General features: G+C 45.7%; 13 protein-coding genes. 5 read left to right on the top strand and 8 right to left on the bottom strand.

The window, feature by feature from the left end:
* Positions 1-15: 15 nt before the first annotated feature.
* From MJZ26_00625 to MJZ26_00605, 5 genes are all read left to right on the top strand, one after another.
* Positions 16-2,781 (top strand): CotH kinase family protein, encoded by a 2,766-nt coding sequence (locus MJZ26_00625; protein MCQ2104271.1) that lies wholly within the window; start codon positions 16-18, stop codon positions 2,779-2,781.
* Positions 2,782-2,938: 157 nt separating this feature from the next.
* Positions 2,939-4,309 carry a UDP-glucose 6-dehydrogenase gene (locus MJZ26_00620; protein ID MCQ2104270.1) on the top strand — a complete coding sequence of 457 codons (1,371 nt, stop codon included), beginning with the start codon at positions 2,939-2,941 and terminating at the stop codon, positions 4,307-4,309.
* Positions 4,310-4,311: 2 nt separating this feature from the next.
* Positions 4,312-5,160, top strand: a complete 849-nt coding sequence (locus MJZ26_00615) for a LicD family protein (protein MCQ2104269.1) — start codon at positions 4,312-4,314, stop codon at positions 5,158-5,160.
* A complete protein-coding gene (locus MJZ26_00610; GenBank protein ID MCQ2104268.1) occupies positions 5,160-5,993 on the top strand; it encodes a LicD family protein in 834 nt (277 codons plus the stop codon). Before MJZ26_00615 ends, MJZ26_00610 begins: the two co-directional genes overlap by 1 nt.
* 11 nt (positions 5,994-6,004) lie before the next feature.
* Complete coding sequence (locus MJZ26_00605; GenBank protein ID MCQ2104267.1) at positions 6,005-7,075, top strand: glycosyltransferase; 1,071 nt, start codon at positions 6,005-6,007, stop codon at positions 7,073-7,075.
* Here the strand turns inward: MJZ26_00605 and MJZ26_00600 are convergent.
* From MJZ26_00600 to MJZ26_00565, 8 genes are read right to left on the bottom strand one after another with little or no spacing between them, the layout of a single operon-like run.
* Positions 7,062-8,453 (bottom strand): O-antigen ligase family protein, encoded by a 1,392-nt coding sequence (locus MJZ26_00600; GenBank protein MCQ2104266.1) that lies wholly within the window; start codon positions 8,451-8,453, stop codon positions 7,062-7,064. The two genes, MJZ26_00605 and MJZ26_00600, sit on opposite strands and share 14 nt — an antisense overlap.
* A gap of 12 nt (positions 8,454-8,465) precedes the next feature.
* A complete protein-coding gene (locus MJZ26_00595) occupies positions 8,466-9,308 on the bottom strand; it encodes an endonuclease/exonuclease/phosphatase family protein (GenBank protein MCQ2104265.1) in 843 nt (280 codons plus the stop codon).
* A complete protein-coding gene (locus MJZ26_00590) occupies positions 9,305-10,279 on the bottom strand; it encodes a hypothetical protein (GenBank protein ID MCQ2104264.1) in 975 nt (324 codons plus the stop codon). The genes MJZ26_00595 and MJZ26_00590 overlap by 4 nt, the downstream gene beginning before the upstream one ends.
* A gap of 19 nt (positions 10,280-10,298) precedes the next feature.
* Positions 10,299-11,255 carry a glycosyltransferase gene (locus MJZ26_00585; GenBank protein MCQ2104263.1) on the bottom strand — a complete coding sequence of 319 codons (957 nt, stop codon included), beginning with the start codon at positions 11,253-11,255 and terminating at the stop codon, positions 10,299-10,301.
* Positions 11,256-11,268: 13 nt separating this feature from the next.
* Positions 11,269-12,321: an NAD/NADP octopine/nopaline dehydrogenase family protein gene (locus MJZ26_00580; protein MCQ2104262.1), complete on the bottom strand. Its 1,053-nt coding sequence runs from the start codon at positions 12,319-12,321 to the stop codon at positions 11,269-11,271.
* Between the two features lie 50 nt (positions 12,322-12,371).
* Complete coding sequence (locus MJZ26_00575; protein ID MCQ2104261.1) at positions 12,372-13,652, bottom strand: ATP-grasp domain-containing protein; 1,281 nt, start codon at positions 13,650-13,652, stop codon at positions 12,372-12,374.
* The gene (locus tag MJZ26_00570) at positions 13,649-14,623 is read right to left on the bottom strand and encodes a hypothetical protein (protein ID MCQ2104260.1); all 975 of its coding nucleotides are present in this window, start codon (positions 14,621-14,623) and stop codon (positions 13,649-13,651) included. The genes MJZ26_00575 and MJZ26_00570 overlap by 4 nt, the downstream gene beginning before the upstream one ends.
* 13 nt (positions 14,624-14,636) lie before the next feature.
* Entirely contained in the window at positions 14,637-15,845 is a 1,209-nt protein-coding gene (locus MJZ26_00565) for an ATP-grasp domain-containing protein (protein MCQ2104259.1), read from the bottom strand.
* Positions 15,846-15,852: the final 7 nt, after the last annotated feature.

The raw sequence follows: 15,852 nt of genomic DNA, 5'->3' as shown, positions 1-15,852 counted from the left end.
GTTTGGATTATTAGGATGCGTGCTTTTTCCCTGCTGGTCTGCTGTGTTTTGGCGGTGGCTTTTTTCAGCGGTTGTTCTTCTGAAAATTCTACAACGGTTTTGGTGCAACCTTCTGAAGAAGGCGTGGTTTCTGTAGAGGATTCCTTGCCAAAGGTTCCCTTTGTCGGTGGCCCCATAATGATTACCGAGGTGGATCCCGCTAATATCGGTTACGAGGATCATGAGGGCGGCGACGCAGGGTGGATTGAATTCTTTAATACGTCCAGTGAACCAGTAAACTTGTCTGGTTTTTCCCTTACGGATAATTTGAATGAACCTACTAAATGGCAATTTGGAGAGGCTGTTGTTCCTCCCCAGGGATTTATGCTGGTGTATCTGTCTGGGAAGGATCTTAAGGATTATACGTCACCGTCGGATTCTATAAACTTGATTGGCCCTGGATGCTGGACATGGACCGACGCACAGGCGGAACCTACTCCGGGCTACAGCTATGCCAATCCTCTAGAAGGGCAGAAGAAGAATTGCTTTAACGAAGCCGATGGCCGCTTTGTTGGCGCCACGATGAAACTTGGTGAAAATGAGGAACTGGGATGGGCTTCCATTTCGGTTTTTGTGGGAACCGGAAATTCCAGCTCTGATGACGTTGTGGATATGTCCTTGACCAACGAAATCCTGCTTAAGGCTTTTATTACCAAGGATCGAAATGTGTCCTTGCGCTTGGCCCAGCCGGATGTTGACGACTGGAGGGGCTTTGAGATGGTCTTTACCGGAACAGGCGATTCCAATACGGTTTACAGGGCTAGGCTGCCTCAGGGAAAGACTACTCCGGATCTAAAGAACATTTACGGTACCCGCTTAAGCCCTGCAGATGGCGAATCCCTCGAGGTTGTATTCAAGGCATTTTCCTATGTGGCAAGAAATCGCGGTCACGAGCCCCACGCGTCCTTCAAGATAAAGAACCGTGCGGGAAGCCTCTACCTGCTCAATGCCGAGGGAATTGTTGACTCCGTGCGATATCCCGAGGTTCCTGTTGGAAAGAGTTGGTCTTACGAAGCTCAGTCGGGATTTGGCTTTGCGGAGCCATCTCCCTATGGATTTACCGAAGGAAGCGTTGTTGCTTGGCGTTCTCCCGCACTTGATACCTTGACGGAACTGCCGCCCTCTGGATATTATGTGGAACCTTTCATGGTGGCACTTCCAGAAGATGCTTTTGTCCGATGCGAGATAGGAGGTAAGGCTCCAGATGCCAACAGTCCTCTTGAAACGGCTCTTGTGATTGCAGAAAATATGACTTTGAGGTGTGCCAGCTTTATTCCCGGAACTATGCCGGGACAGGTTCTTGAAAGGACGTACATCTTTGACGTGGCGCCTTCCTTGCCTACGGTTTTCATTAGCGGTGATCCAGGCTCCTTCTTCGATCCGGATACCGGCATCTATATGGAAGGACCGAACGCCCAGAGCAAGGAGCCGCACCTTGGCGCTAATTACTGGGAAGACAAGGAAATCCCGATCCATGTTGATTTTCTTGAACCGGGCGTAAATCAGCCTGCTTTTGCAAAGGATGCTGGACTCAAGATATTCGGCAATTACAGCAGGCAGAATTTCAAAAAATCTGTGTCGGTTACTTTCCGTGAGAAGTATGGAGACAAACGTCTGGAATATCCCTTGTTCCCGGAACATCCGGAACTTACAAAGTTCAAGTCATTTATCTTGAGAAACAATGGCGGAAATTTCTGGAACGACTATATCCGCGACATGTTGGGAACTTCCATTACTGAAGGCCTCGGTGTTGACTATCAGCGAGGCCGTGCGTCTGTCGTGTATTACAATGGAGAATACTTCGGAATCCATAATATTCGTGAGCGTAGCACGGAATACTACTTTGAGACTCATTATGGCGTCGATCCTGATGATATTGACTTGCTGAAGGCGGGAAATGAAGCGTCTGCGGGTTCATCGGTGGATTACCTGAAAATGATGAATTGGCTTGCGGATAATCATTTGGATGATGAAAACAACTATGGTTACATCGCGTCCCAGATAGATGTGGACAACTTCATGAATTACATGCAGACGGAGATGTTCATCAATAATCGAGACTGGCCTGGCAATAACCTGAAAAAATGGCGTGTTGCTAGTGCGAAAACTCCTTGGAAGTGGTTCCTGTACGACACGGATTTTGGCTTTGGTTCGGGAATGGGAGATAATCAGGAAAACATATTCAAGTTCTCCATGGACGAAGAGGCGAAAGGCTGGCCCAATGGTGCGGAATATTCCTTGCTGCTTCGCCGTCTAATGGAAAATTCTGGATTCCGCACAGCCTTTATAAATCGTTTCTGCGCCTTGCTGTCGATGAACTTTGAACCTTCCAGAGTTCTTGCGCGAATCGATGTTTTGATGTCTGCCATCGAATCGGAAATCCCGAAGGATCAGAAACGCTGGAAGCACAGTGCAAGCCACATGAGAAGCCATCTTGCAAAAATCAAGGAGTTTGCCATGAATCGTCCGGCAGTGATTTTCCAGGAAATGGGAGAGTTCTATGGCCTGGGTGAAATGACGGATGTTAACTTGTCTGTAACAGGACTTGGTAAAATCTATGTTCATGGCTTGCCCTTGGATAGGCAGGTGGAGCAATTGCATCTGTATAAAGGTTTGCCGTTGCTTGTGGAAGCGGTTCCGGAAGCGGGCGCTGTGTGGGCTGGGTGGGGTGACGGTATCATGGAAAATCCGCGAATCGTTCTACCTGAAAATCAGCCTGTTTTGCAAGCGAATTTTAAATAACAAAAGGCTTGTGTTTCCTTATTTTTTCTTTGCTTAATCGAAGAGAACACGTAGGGAACGAAATAAGGTTACGACAATCTTACAAGTGTTCATTATAAGTGATTCTTTACACTATTTAAGTGCTTGTAACGCTCAAATTATCTAGATTTGGTGCATTATGAGTTACTCAGTAAAGATTTTGTGCATTGGTGCTGGCTACGTCGGTGGCCCCACCATGACCGTTATTGCCGACAAGTGCCCCGATGTCAAGGTTACCGTGGTGGATATCAATCAGTCTCGTATTGATGCCTGGAACAGCGACAACCTTCCGATTTTTGAACCGGGCCTTGATGATGTTGTTAAGCGCGCTCGTGGTCGCAATCTGTTCTTTAGCACAGACATTCCGTCTGCAATCAAGGAAGCAGACATTATTTTCGTTTCTGTGAATACTCCCACAAAGACTTTTGGTCATGGCGCCGGTAAGGCTTCCGACCTTCAGTACTGGGAAAAGACTGCTCGTAATATTTTGGATATTGCAGACGAAGGCAAGATCATTGTGGAAAAGTCCACCCTGCCTGTCCGCACCGCTGCTGCCATGGAACGTATCTTGAACAGTAACGATAAGGGCCTGCATTTCGAAGTCCTTTCCAATCCGGAATTCCTTGCCGAAGGTACAGCAATCCAGGACTTGTTCGAACCGGATCGTGTTCTTATCGGTAGCCACCAGACCGAATCCGGTCTTGCTGCCTGCCAGAAGCTGGTCGATGTCTATGCCCACTGGGTTCCCCGTGACCGCATCTTGACTACCAACCTCTGGAGCTCTGAATTGACCAAGCTGACTGCCAATGCTTTCCTGGCCCAGCGAATCAGTTCCATCAACTCCATCAGCGCCCTCTGCGAACGTACTGGTGCTGATGTGGATGAAGTTGCCTATGTGATGGGCAAGGACCGCCGTATTGGCCCCAAGTTCCTGAAGGCATCCATCGGCTTTGGCGGTTCCTGCTTCAAGAAGGATATTCTGAATCTTGTGTACCTGTGTGGCTATTATGGTCTTCCCGAAGTGGCTGCATACTGGGAAAGCGTGGTGAAGATTAACGAATGGCAGACCCATCGCGTTGTAGACCGTATGCTGGAAACCATGTTCAATACCATCGCAGGCAAGAAGATTGCTGTATTTGGTTTTGCCTTTAAGGCTAATACCGGTGATACTCGTGAAAGCCCTGCCAACCTGGTTGTCCGTGATTTGCTGGCCGAACATGCACTGCCGGTCGTAACGGACCCGAAGGCAATTCCTGATGCCAAGCGTGACCTCAAGGATGTCATTGACCAGGTCCAGTTCGAGGAAGACGTGTACAAGGCTGCAGAAGGAGCCCATGCTGTGGTTGTCTGCACCGAATGGAAATGCTTTGCAGAACTTGACTGGAAGCGTATCTATAACGGTATGACCAAGCCGGCTTTCGTATTCGATGGCCGTAACATTTTGGATGCCGATGCCCTTCGTAAGATTGGCTTTGAAGTGACTAGCATCGGTAAGGGTAAGGCGGAGTAAAAATGGGTTTTGCTACTAAAACAGGAACTCCGGTTCCATTGTCCGAAGCACAGGTCCAGATTTGGAATGTGTTCAAGGTCCTTAAGGACTATTTGGACAAGCGTTCCGTGAAGTTCTATTTGTTGGGTGGCTCTCTATTGGGTGCAGTTCGTCATCGCGGTTTCATTCCGTGGGACGATGATATTGATATTGGTATTGAACGTAGCGAATACGAAAAGCTTTTGAAGGACATTGCAGAAAACCTTCCCAGTCATCTGCAGTTGCGCCACTATGGTGACAATACGGACCACCATTACTACTTCTCCCGCATTGTGGACACTCGTTTCTTCATGGAACGAAGTGGCAGTCTGGTGACCCGTAAGGAAAATGTCTGGGTGGATATTTTCCCGCTGGATGGCATGCCCAACAATTACTTTGCTCGCAAGATTCACATGATGCGATTGCTGTGGGTTCGTGCCATGTACCATATCGCTTGCTTCGAAAAGGTGAATCTGAAGCGTCCTCATCGCCCTCTTTCTGAACGGGTTGTCATCAAGTTTATCCAGCTCACAGGTTTCAAGGGTTGCAAACCCTTTAAGTACTGGCTTGAAAAGCTGGATGTACTTCTTAAGAAGTATTCCATTGAAGACAGCAATTGGGTTGTGAACTTCATGGGTCAGTACAAGTTCAAGGAAATGTTCCCTAAGTCGTACTATGGCGAAGGCAAGATGTATGAGTTCGAAGGTGAACAGCTTCCTGGCCCTGAACACGCAGACAAGGTTCTGAAGCAGATGTATGGCGACTACATGAAGGAACCCGCCGACGCCGACAAGAACGTCCATGACGCCCGCCTGATCAAGGACGAAAAGTAATGGATGATTCCCTCCGTCAGCTGCAATTGAAAGAACTGGAACTTCTCAAGTTTTTCCAGAAAATTTGTGCTGACAATAACATCTCTTACTTTGCCTTGGGCGGCACCCTGCTGGGTGCGATTCGCCACAAGGGCTTCATTCCTTGGGATGACGACATTGATGTTGGCATTCCTCGCCCGGATTACGAAAGACTTTGCAAGGTCCTTGAAGAAAAGGATTTGCCTGAAGGACTTCGTTTTCATACCTATAAGAATTCTGAAGATTATATCCGCTATTTTGGACACATTGAAGATACCAGCTTCAAGATTGTGCGCCATGACAAGATCAAGGCTGAGGAAACCTTTGCCTGGATTGACTTGTTCCCCCTGGATGCAATGCCGAATAACGGACTGTTGCGTAAGCTGAAGGTTTACCAGGTTTTGGTACTTAGGGCCATGTTCCGTTTCTCCTGCTTTGACCGCCTTGTGGACGTGAACAAGAAGGGCCGCCCTCTGCATGAACGTATCCTTGTGTGGATAGGCCTCCACACGCCGATTCAGAAGGTGTTTGACACAAAGAAATGCCTTGCACGAATGGAACGTGTCTTGACTAGTACGGACTATGAAAAGTCCAATTACCTGGTCAATGCCATGGGCGCATACAAGTTCCGCGAAATGTTCCATAAGAAGTACTATGGGGTCGGCAAGATGTATCCCTTTGAAGATACGGAGATTCGCGGCCCCATAGATTATGACTTTGTCTGTACCCAGTTGTATGGTGATTATATGACTCCGCCTAAGAAGGATGATCGAAACCATCACAACCTGCAGACCGTGGGTGAATCTGAAAAGTAGGAGTCTGTTTCATGGCTCCTAGAGTCAGTATTGTTATCCCTGTATATAATTCAGCAAAGTACTTGCGTGAATGTTTGGATAGCATTTGCAACCAGTCCTTTAAGGATTGGGAAATTGTTGCTGTCGACGATGGCAGTCCCGATGAGTCTCCGGCAATTCTGGATGAGTATGCTGCCAGAGATAGCCGAATTCGGGTGATCCACAAGCCCAACGGTGGTGTTTCTGCTGCCCGTAATGATGGACTGGCTGCGGCGATCGGCGAATATGTGCTGTTTGTGGATTCGGATGACTGGCTTGAAGCAGATGCTTTACGCAATATGTTTGAGGCCTCTGAAAGCGGCAAAGCCGATGTGGTTATAACAGATCACTTTGTATGGAAGGAATCCTTTGCGGGCAAGACTGATGTGGTTGAGCCTGTGTGCAATTTCTTTGCTCAAGGATTCCTAACGGATTCCCGCGACGTAATTGGCCGTATTCAGTCTACAGTTCTGTATCGCGGTTATTCGCCATACCCTTCCGCGACATGCGGCTACATGTTTTCTGCTTTGTGGACTAAGCTGATTCGTCGTTCGATCTTGACGGATCATGAAATTAGGTTCAATGGATTATTGAAACTGTATGAAGACGGCCTTGTTGCCCTTCAGGTTTTCCAACAGGCAAAGGTTGTTGCCTACAGGCCGGTACCTACATATCATTATCGCATTTTGAATAACTCCCTTTGCCATATTAACGAAGACAGGCTGGTAAGCGATAGTGCCAATATTCTTGCGGAAGTGAAGAACTTTATTGATGTTTCTGGCGCCGCTCACTTACAAGATGCTTATCTTGCTCGGGCTCTGTTCTTGACGAAAAAGATGGCCTTGCGCAGCTTTTTCTGCAGAGGATCAAAAGGATCTTTTCTAAGCCGCTATAAGGCCTTTAAGGATGTACTTGCTGCAGAACCGTATTGTGCCGCAGTAGCAAGTGCCGGCAAATTAAAGCTTTGTGGAAATGAAAGGAGCTACGGGAAGCTTGTCGGTCGAGGACTATACTTTGCCGTAGCTCTCATGTACGAACTGCGTTCTAAAATCAAACGACACTAGCTTTGTTGCTTGATTCGTCGGCTCCATTTTTGATTTTGCCGGAGTCGTCTTCTGTGTCGCTGACTTCAGTATTGTTTTCGTAGGCGATTTGTTTGTGCTGGGAAATGTACCCCAGCTGGATTCCCGTAAACAGGAAGAGGAACGAGGAGCTGTTTCCGATAGTTCCTGAAAGTGTTAAGAACAGCGTTCCGCTTGCGATTAGGGCAAACCCTCCGCTGATTTGATGCAGTTTTTCCCTGTACCGGAACAGTAGAACGAACATCCATATCAGGAAAAGGTAGTAGGAAAATAATCCTAGGAATCCTCTATCTATAAGCAGCGAGAATACCACGGATTCCAAGCCGCCAAGGTCGTTGCCGCTGCTGTCGGATGCTCTTGTTTCTTCGCCGAAGATGACATGGGATGTATACTTGTTGCCGTTTCCAAGAATTGGAGAGTTGTAAATTGCTGCTACAGAGAAAATCAGCTGGGAGGTTCTGAAGTCTAGGGATGATCCGCCGTGCTCTGTATTTGTCTGAAAATTCTCCAGCATGATAGCGAATACTACGGACGAAGAAAAAATGGCAATTCCTGCGATTAGAATTTTTAGGAATGGGCCGAGCTTGACAAATATGTATAGACCAACGCCAATGACCGCGCAAATCATAGCCGTTCTCGAGCCACAGAGGACCATGTTCAATGCGAGTAGGGCCAAGACGATGATGATCTTTTTTTGCTCAGGATCAACTTTTTTAAAGTAGGGCACATAGAACAGGAACATGCTCATTAGCAGTGTTCCGAAGGCTGTGGGATGCTTTGTTGTAAAGCAGGATCTGAGTCTCCAACTGTCTCTAAAGTTTAGGGAAGAATTTAAATCCTGGCTTCCTTCGTAGTAGGGGAATGCGCTGTTGACCAATCTATAGGGAATGTTGTCTCCCAGAAGAATTTCTGCAATGCCGAAAAAACAAATGATCAAGGCAAAAGGAATCAGCTTCTTTGCGAAATCGTACACATTCGTTTTTCTACCGCATATGAAAGCCGCATAAATATAGCCGAATCCATCGATGACGTCTCGTATGCCGTAGTACATATCCTTGGAGGCTATTCCGGAGTTGTAGATTGCCGTGAATATGTAACTGAGAATGCTGATCCCCATCGGAACAAGGAGCAGATTTGTAGATATACTTTTATTGAAATTTTGCCGATCTTTAAAAAATTCAATAAAGAAAAAAGCGTATAGAAAAATATGTTGGGGGGAAACTGATGGATTCTTGATGAAAAGAGCTGTTGTCGGGAAAAGTACTGTACCAATAACCAGCACCAAAAATCTGCCTTGGGTGTCGGTTAGGAACATGTAGGCTATAAGCCCGAAGAAGAGTAGCAGAACAACAAAGCTCATTTGTCAAATATACTAATTATCGCGGAGTAATTCGAACCGAACTGTTACGGGTGAATGGTCTGACGGGTAACGAAGTTTGTCTCCGTCGCTGTAGGTTTCGTTGAGGATCTCATGACGGAATACCTTGATTAACGGAGATACTAAAATATGATCAAAGGTCCATTCGCTGTGACGATTCGGATTAAAGTAGTTGTAGCTGCCGTTCGGAGCCTTTGTGGAATCTGCAATTTTCCTGGCGTCGTTCATCCTGATGCAAGTTCCCAAATTTTGGTATGACTTGGAATCCGCGGTAAAGTTTAGGTCGCCGGCAAAAATGAACGGAGCGCTTCCTGCCATGGCGAGAATCTTCTTGTTCATCAGCAGGGCGCTTTCTGCCTGCGCTTCTTTGCCGTGATAGTCGAAATGGACGTTAAATACGTAGAGTGAATCCTGGTCAAGTCTCAGTTTTGCCCAGGTGCAGTATCGGGCATGCTTGGAATCCCAACTTTTGCTTTTCTTTTCGGGAGTCTTCGAAAGATAGAATCGTCCGAAGTCAACGACGTCAAACATTCCCTTGCGAACAACGATGGGGTTGTATTCCATTGTGTCGGACAGGATGATTTCGTAGTCGGGCAAAAGTTCCATCAGCTGTTTTAGGCGGTAGGGACTTCCTTCCTGGAGGCCGATGATGTCGAAGTCATGATGCTTGATGACGTTGGCGATAGGCTCTTTCCGCTTTTCCCAGCCATCGCCTTTTTCAACATCCTTGGGATCTTCCCAACGTATGTTCCATGTGGCGTACTTCAGTTCCTTTCCGTAGGAAAAGGAATTCATGAAGGGATACAAGGCGAAAAGAATGACGATAATTCGAATCATTTGCGAATAAACAGACTGCAAACTTTATCAACGATGCTGTACGCAAATCGCAGGTGCTTGTAAATAAAGACGATGGCCCTGTAAAAAGCTGTTCTCTGGATTTTCACGGAAGTCAAGTCGGCATTTACGTCTTGTACAGAGCTGAATGCGACTTTGGGATTTGCCATGATGGAGTCCAGTTCCTTGTGGGAATCATCAAGTATGGTTCTTTGCAAGTTCTTGTCTGCCAGGTCGAAGCAGTTGAGTCCAAAACTTGCGTAGTAATGCATGATCTTGGCGTTGTTCAAGAATTTCAAGAAGGAAGACCTGCGGGTTGCCTGGCAGTTCCATGTTCCGTCAATTTCCTTGACAATACCTTCAAGGCGCGCGTTCACTTCGTTTAGTGCAGTCTGGTCGTAAACCACGGAATACTTTTCCAAAGTTTCTTTCCACAGTTTGTGCCATTCGTCAAAGAACTGCTTTGCCTCGGGGGATTTTTTAACCCAAATGACGCCACTGTTGAAATGCTTGTCCTGGTATCCGGAACGCCAGTGCAGGGGCTTTGAGCGCAAGTCGTAAAAATTCTCGTAGCTGCTACCGGAAATTTTCTGGTGACGGTCCAGCACCATGCCGATGTTGATTTCCTGCGAGTCGGCGGCCTTTGTGATTTCTTTGCAATCCAGCTTGTCGCAAATCAGGGTGTCTCCATCGATAAAGAGGAAATCTTCGTCGATGTAGTTGTACATGGTTGTCTTTAGAAAACGGGAACGGTCGCGGTTATTGTATTGCTCAGGAACCTGGATTTCGCGGATGTTTACACCAAGATTTTCGTGATAGGTTCTCTTGCCTGTAAATGTTTCTGCGGTTCCTTGATCGACAAGGATGACGACATTGGCATCTTGGTTGTGTTGCAAAAGACTTTGGGCGCTTATCATGGTTTGTTCATAATAAGTGTCTTTTTCGTTGCTGACGAGAACGTAGACGAATGTCATGAGAACCTCATTTTGCGGATTACGTACCGAGCTTTAAAAGTCTCTTAAGGAATTTAAACTTGTGCTTTATAATCCGTAAATTGCCTATGAATATGGAAAAATCCTTCCAACTCTTGGTATGAAGGAAAAGTTTGAAGGATGCACGAACATGACGATATTGCTGGTCTGTAAAGTCCGGAAAAATTCCATAGCTGTTGGCGAATTCCTCCTGTTCAAAAAGGGAGAGAATGTCGCGACGGGTCATGTTCTTTTTGTAGGTCTTGGATGTCCAGCTGTCATTGGATATGGACTTTCTGTGGTCTGCAGCTACTAATGAACAACAGCGAACTTTTCCAGTGCAAAAGCAGCGGAGTGATAAGGCCACGTCACCATTTGTGTGGCTCATTTTGATTTCCTTTCGATTCGGATCCGCTTGCCGTTTTTGGATGGAACTTCTGAATATGCGAGTGCAGCTATGACCGAACATGATTCCTTTTTCAAAATCCTGAAGGGTGTAGTCCCTGTCTTCCATGCAGGTATAGGTGGTGAACCACTTTCTCCAGATGGGATTGTCCTGGGTCATGGGAGCACCGCTGTCGTCAACGATGCGTACGTTGTGGCCAATTGCGACATAGTCTTCGTGACTTTCTAGAAAGTCAACTTGCATTTTCAGCTTGTTGGGGTCTGTCCAGTAATCGTCGCCTTCGCACTCGGCGAAGTATTTTCCCGTTGCCTTAGGGTAGATGAACGTATCCCAAATTGGAACCTTTTTTGAATATTGGTTTTCTGTTTGGTAAATGCCTTTTATCTTGTTCGGGTATTCTTTCTCGTACTTGCGGATGATGTCGGCTGTCCTGTCTGTTGACGCATCATCGTGTATGATGATTTCAACGGGAAAATCGACCTTCTGCATGAGAAAGCCTTCAATCGTTTGAGCTATGTATTTTTCTTGATTAAATGCCGCGCAAAGAATGCTAACGAGTGGTTGATCATTCATGGTGCTAAAAAACCTAAATGTAATCCTTTATGTCGGAAATGTCGTAGCTGGTCTTCCTGTAGTCGGTGGATTTCAAGGCGGAGGCTATGGTGATTAATGCTGACGCAATTGGTGTGGCGATACCCTTGTAGGCTGCAAGTTTTTCCAACATGCACAATTCCATTGGAACATCTTCGTAGATGTAGCGTGTGTTCAGACTGTCCGGGCCCTTGGGACCTCCTGTTGCCGCATAGTTCCTAAATACCTGAAGGCTGTCTATGGAAAGGTCTTCTTCGTTTCTCCATTTGCATGCGTCAAGATAGTTGATTGCGTTTTCACCGCCATAGGCTCGAATAACTTGCTTCTTTTCTTCATCCAGCTTTTCAATCATGTTCCAGATGGAAGGTGAAAATGATTCACGGTACATCCAGAATTCACCCTTGGCGTACTCAATACGGCTTGCAGACATGATTGCGCCAATAGTATGGACTACCATGTTGGGGTTGTGCAGAGTGGATTCGATGATGTTTGTTCTCAGGAACTTGTGTGTACCGAACAGGGATGTCACGACGGGCAAATATTTCTCGTCTTCCTTGTGGAGGAAAGAAACTGCGTTTCGGACGTTCTTGAAAAGGATTTCGACCTTGCCGGGGGCTATGATTCGGGCGTCGTAGGGCGTTGATTCGCCTTCTACGTAAATGATGTGCTTGCCTTTGGTGTATTTGGCGAATTGGGTTGACCCCATGTTGCCGGGAATAAGGAATACTATCTGACCGTCCTTAAGTAAGGGCCCGATCTTGGAAGCCAAATCACGATGTTGCAGACTCTGTGTTAAAATCATGACGACTTCGGTGCCTTCAAGACCTTTTTCTAAATCTCTTGTGATTAGGCTTGGCTCAAGGGAGAATTCCCTATTGTTGTCGGTTGTATCGAGACAACTGATTTTTCCTGTTTTTACAAGGTAATCGAAATTATCGTCGTGCAGACTGTGAGACGTCTTGATCAAATTTACCTGATGGCCATTTTGCATTAATTTTATCGATTGTGCGCAACCGGAATTACCTGCGCCAATAATTGCAATCTTCATGGAATGGTCTCCTTTGTTCTAAAGGTATATAGGTTGATAGAAATTGAATCTTACTGAAATAGAGCGTCTGGATCAAGTTTTTCCATCAGCAAAGAGTCTCCGTGTTCATTAAGAACGTCATATTCCTTGTTGATAAAGTTTACCAGTCTGAATACGTCGTCCTTGCTTTCGGCGACGATTTCAGCAACCATCATTGGTCTATCAACAGTTCGGTCTTTGCTGTAGTGGTATCCGACATCATGATACTTTTGGATTTCAATACATTCAGGAAGAGATTCTATTTTTTCCATTCCCTTGATGGTTGTTACGGTTTCGTCGAATCCCTTTAGAAGATAGTTGCAGTCCAATGCGTATTTTTTGTACCTTGCAGATTCTTCACTAATGGTATTAATGTCCTCGACCATTTTTCCTGTCAAAGCGAATTGAATAATCATGTCCATGGCGTTGTAGCCAAGACAAGCTTGCTCATGGTTGAAATAGGAGCCTCCGAGACGACAACCCATTTCAAAGAATTTAATTCTAGTTCCGTCGAAGTATCCTTGCATGAACAATACTCCATCCGTGAAACCTTCGCTTTTGAACATGTTGATGACGGTCTGGTTTATGTTGTCAAGGTAGAAATCAACGGCTTTAGAGGGCGACATGCTGATGGTGGAGTAATTGATTGCACTACCACGGTCTGATGCCATAAAGCGATCAAAGATTGATAGAAGTCTAAATTCTCCGTTGACAGCAATATAGTCTAAAAGGAATTCTCGTCCACTGATATAATCTTCAATGATTGCGTTTCCACTAGCAGAATAACTTACAGCTTCTTCGAATCGTTCCTTGAGTTCTTTCTCGTTATGACAAACTCCTGCGCCGCGAGATCCGCTGCCATCAAGAGGCTTTACAAATACGGGGTAGGAAATGCAATCGAGAATTTTCCTGTCAATTTTATTACCCATGAGGTAAGTCTGTGGAACAGGAACGCCATATTTATCACATGTTTCCTTGAAATCAACCTTGTTGGTGGACATGCTTAGCATTTTTTCAGTGATATAGCAAGGCAAGCCAAGTCGTTTGCAAACTTCCATGTAGGGCCTAAGCAAAATGTCAACAAAGCCTGTGATTACGCCGTCAACTTTTTCTTTTTTGCAGAGCTCAACAAGATCATCAACATTCAGTGCATCTACTAAAACGGCTTTGTCAGCGTCTTTTTTTGCCGGAGAATCTGGGTGGTAATCAGCGACGATTGTGTATATACCTGCAGCCTTTGCGTAACGTACAATATCACTCTCGGTTTTTGTGGCGCCGATAATGAGAAGTTTTTTTCCCTTTAGATCGCTCATTTCATTTCCTCTTGGATTACCTTTGTAATTCTTTCCATGTCTGCACTGTCGTATCTTTGGTCGATTGGTAGGCATACTACATTGTTTGCAATGCAGTATTCTAAATCTTTTTCTGCAGCCCAGTCAAATACATTGGGCCAGTACGTTGCAACAAAGATGTCCTGCTCAATCAATTTTTTCTTGAGAACGTTTCCATTGCTTGACCAATAAGGATAGATCAAAGGACATTCAAAAGAATCTATTGACGGAATAACCAACCTGTTTGTTTTAGCCAATACTTTGTGAAGTGTAGAAAAATTTTCACGTCGTCTTTGTTTGATTCTATCGAGGTTGGCCGAAAAAAGAATAGATTTAGAAATGTTACTCATTCTGCAAAGAGCAGATTCCGCAATTTTCCTGCTATTCGCTTTGAAATCGCCGTATCCATCTGAGGGGACAAGCTCTAATCGCTTTAAAAGGTGGGAACATCGGTCGAATGAATAGTCTATGGGCAAATCCGTAGACGTGTCAGGAATTGTTGCTACGACGATGCCTCCGTCAGGCAATCCCATGAATTTGCGGGGGCTGTAAAATTGATTTCCGTTGGGGATTGCTTTGCAAAAAAGAGCTTGTGCATTGTCTAGGACCACTCGATCTTTAAAAACTTCTACGATATGTTTGCAATAACTATCCATGATCCCGTAGTAGTTTGTGTAAACAAGAATTTCGTCCTGGCTTAATTTGATTTTATCAGCTATTTCAAATTTTTCATTGATGTGATAAAATTTCCAGGATAGCCCCATCTTTTGAAGAGGCTGTAACACAACATCACATGTGAAATATGGAATCCAGACTGTTCTTACGTTGGGTAAACCTCGTAAGATATATTCAAAGGAGTGACGTCCGCTATTCAAAAAAACAGCATTTTCATGCAGGGTGTATTTCTCTGCGGATGGGAACTCCCATTCAAAATAGCCTCCGATGGGTTTCATTATTGAATTCCCTTTAGTTCAGAACGATATTCACGTACTGGCTGATGTTGCTTAGCACAGAGTTTAATTCTTCGTGGCTTTGGCAACGGATGAATAGTGTTCCCAGCGAAGTATTTGCTCCTGAAAAGGGCACAATGTGGTCGCCTGGCTTCACGATCAGTCCGATGTTGCGGACAAACTTCTGCTGGAATTTGGGATCGATGTTTATTGAAACCAGAGTTCCCTCTTGGGAAGAATGCAGGATATAATTGCACCAGACCCCATCGTAAACGGGGGGCGTAATGTTGTCCATTTGCATGCCTAAGGCTTTCTTGACTTCGTTCTGGATTAGGTTTTGGCCTGTAGCCATGTCTTGAAGTTCTGCGATGCGGTTGCCGCCACCTCTTGGGCTTACTTCCATGATGTAAGCCTTGCCGTTGGAACAAACTCGGCTTTCCACATTGTAGATGCCGGACTTGACCTTTAGTAAGGTGAAAAGGCGTTGAAGCTGCTGTGTTAGGTCATCCTGGAATTTTTGTTCCATGGAGGCGGGCCAGATTTCAATAGCAGGCGTGTATGGGTTGGCTGCATTCTTGTCAAACAGTTGATCGGAATATGCCGGATAGACCAATTGGCCGTTTACGGTAAAGATGTCTGCGCTAGATTGCGCTCCCACCTTATCGAGAAAGTCTTCGATAACGAAATTCTTGCTAATGGATGCAGAAAGTGCTGTAGAAATTGCTGCAGGCAAATCGGCCCTGCTTTCGACCTTGGTAACGCCTTTACTGCCGGCGGAGTCAACCGGTTTTACGATGACAGGCCAGTTGAAATAATCAATGTCCTTAAGGGCGTCTTCTGTGTTGTCGTAACCTTTGGCCTTGGGGCAGTTGAATCCATTGGCCGCAAGGAATGCTCGGAACTTAGACTTGTCCTGGAAAATGCAGGCTGCTTCGTAGGAGCATTGGAAGGGTAATCCCATCTGTTCTGCCACATACGCCGCCGTGGTGACTCCAGGGTCTACCGCGTGAGATAGAATTCCATCAATTTTTAGTTCCCTAGCCTTTGCGAGAACAGCATCCTTGTCGATGATACTGACGTTGCAATACTCGTCGGAGTATTTATGCGCAATGTTGTTTGGCAGGTAGTCTGCTGTAATGACATAAATACCCAGTTTGTGGGCTTCCTCGATGACGGGAATGAGGTAGCGGAGACCGCCAAGTAACATCAGCTTTTTGGAGGGCATTCCGATA

It is taken from the genome of Fibrobacter sp. (assembly GCA_024398965.1).
Classification (GTDB): domain Bacteria; phylum Fibrobacterota; class Fibrobacteria; order Fibrobacterales; family Fibrobacteraceae; genus Fibrobacter.
This window is presented reverse-complemented; position numbering and strand designations above follow the sequence as displayed.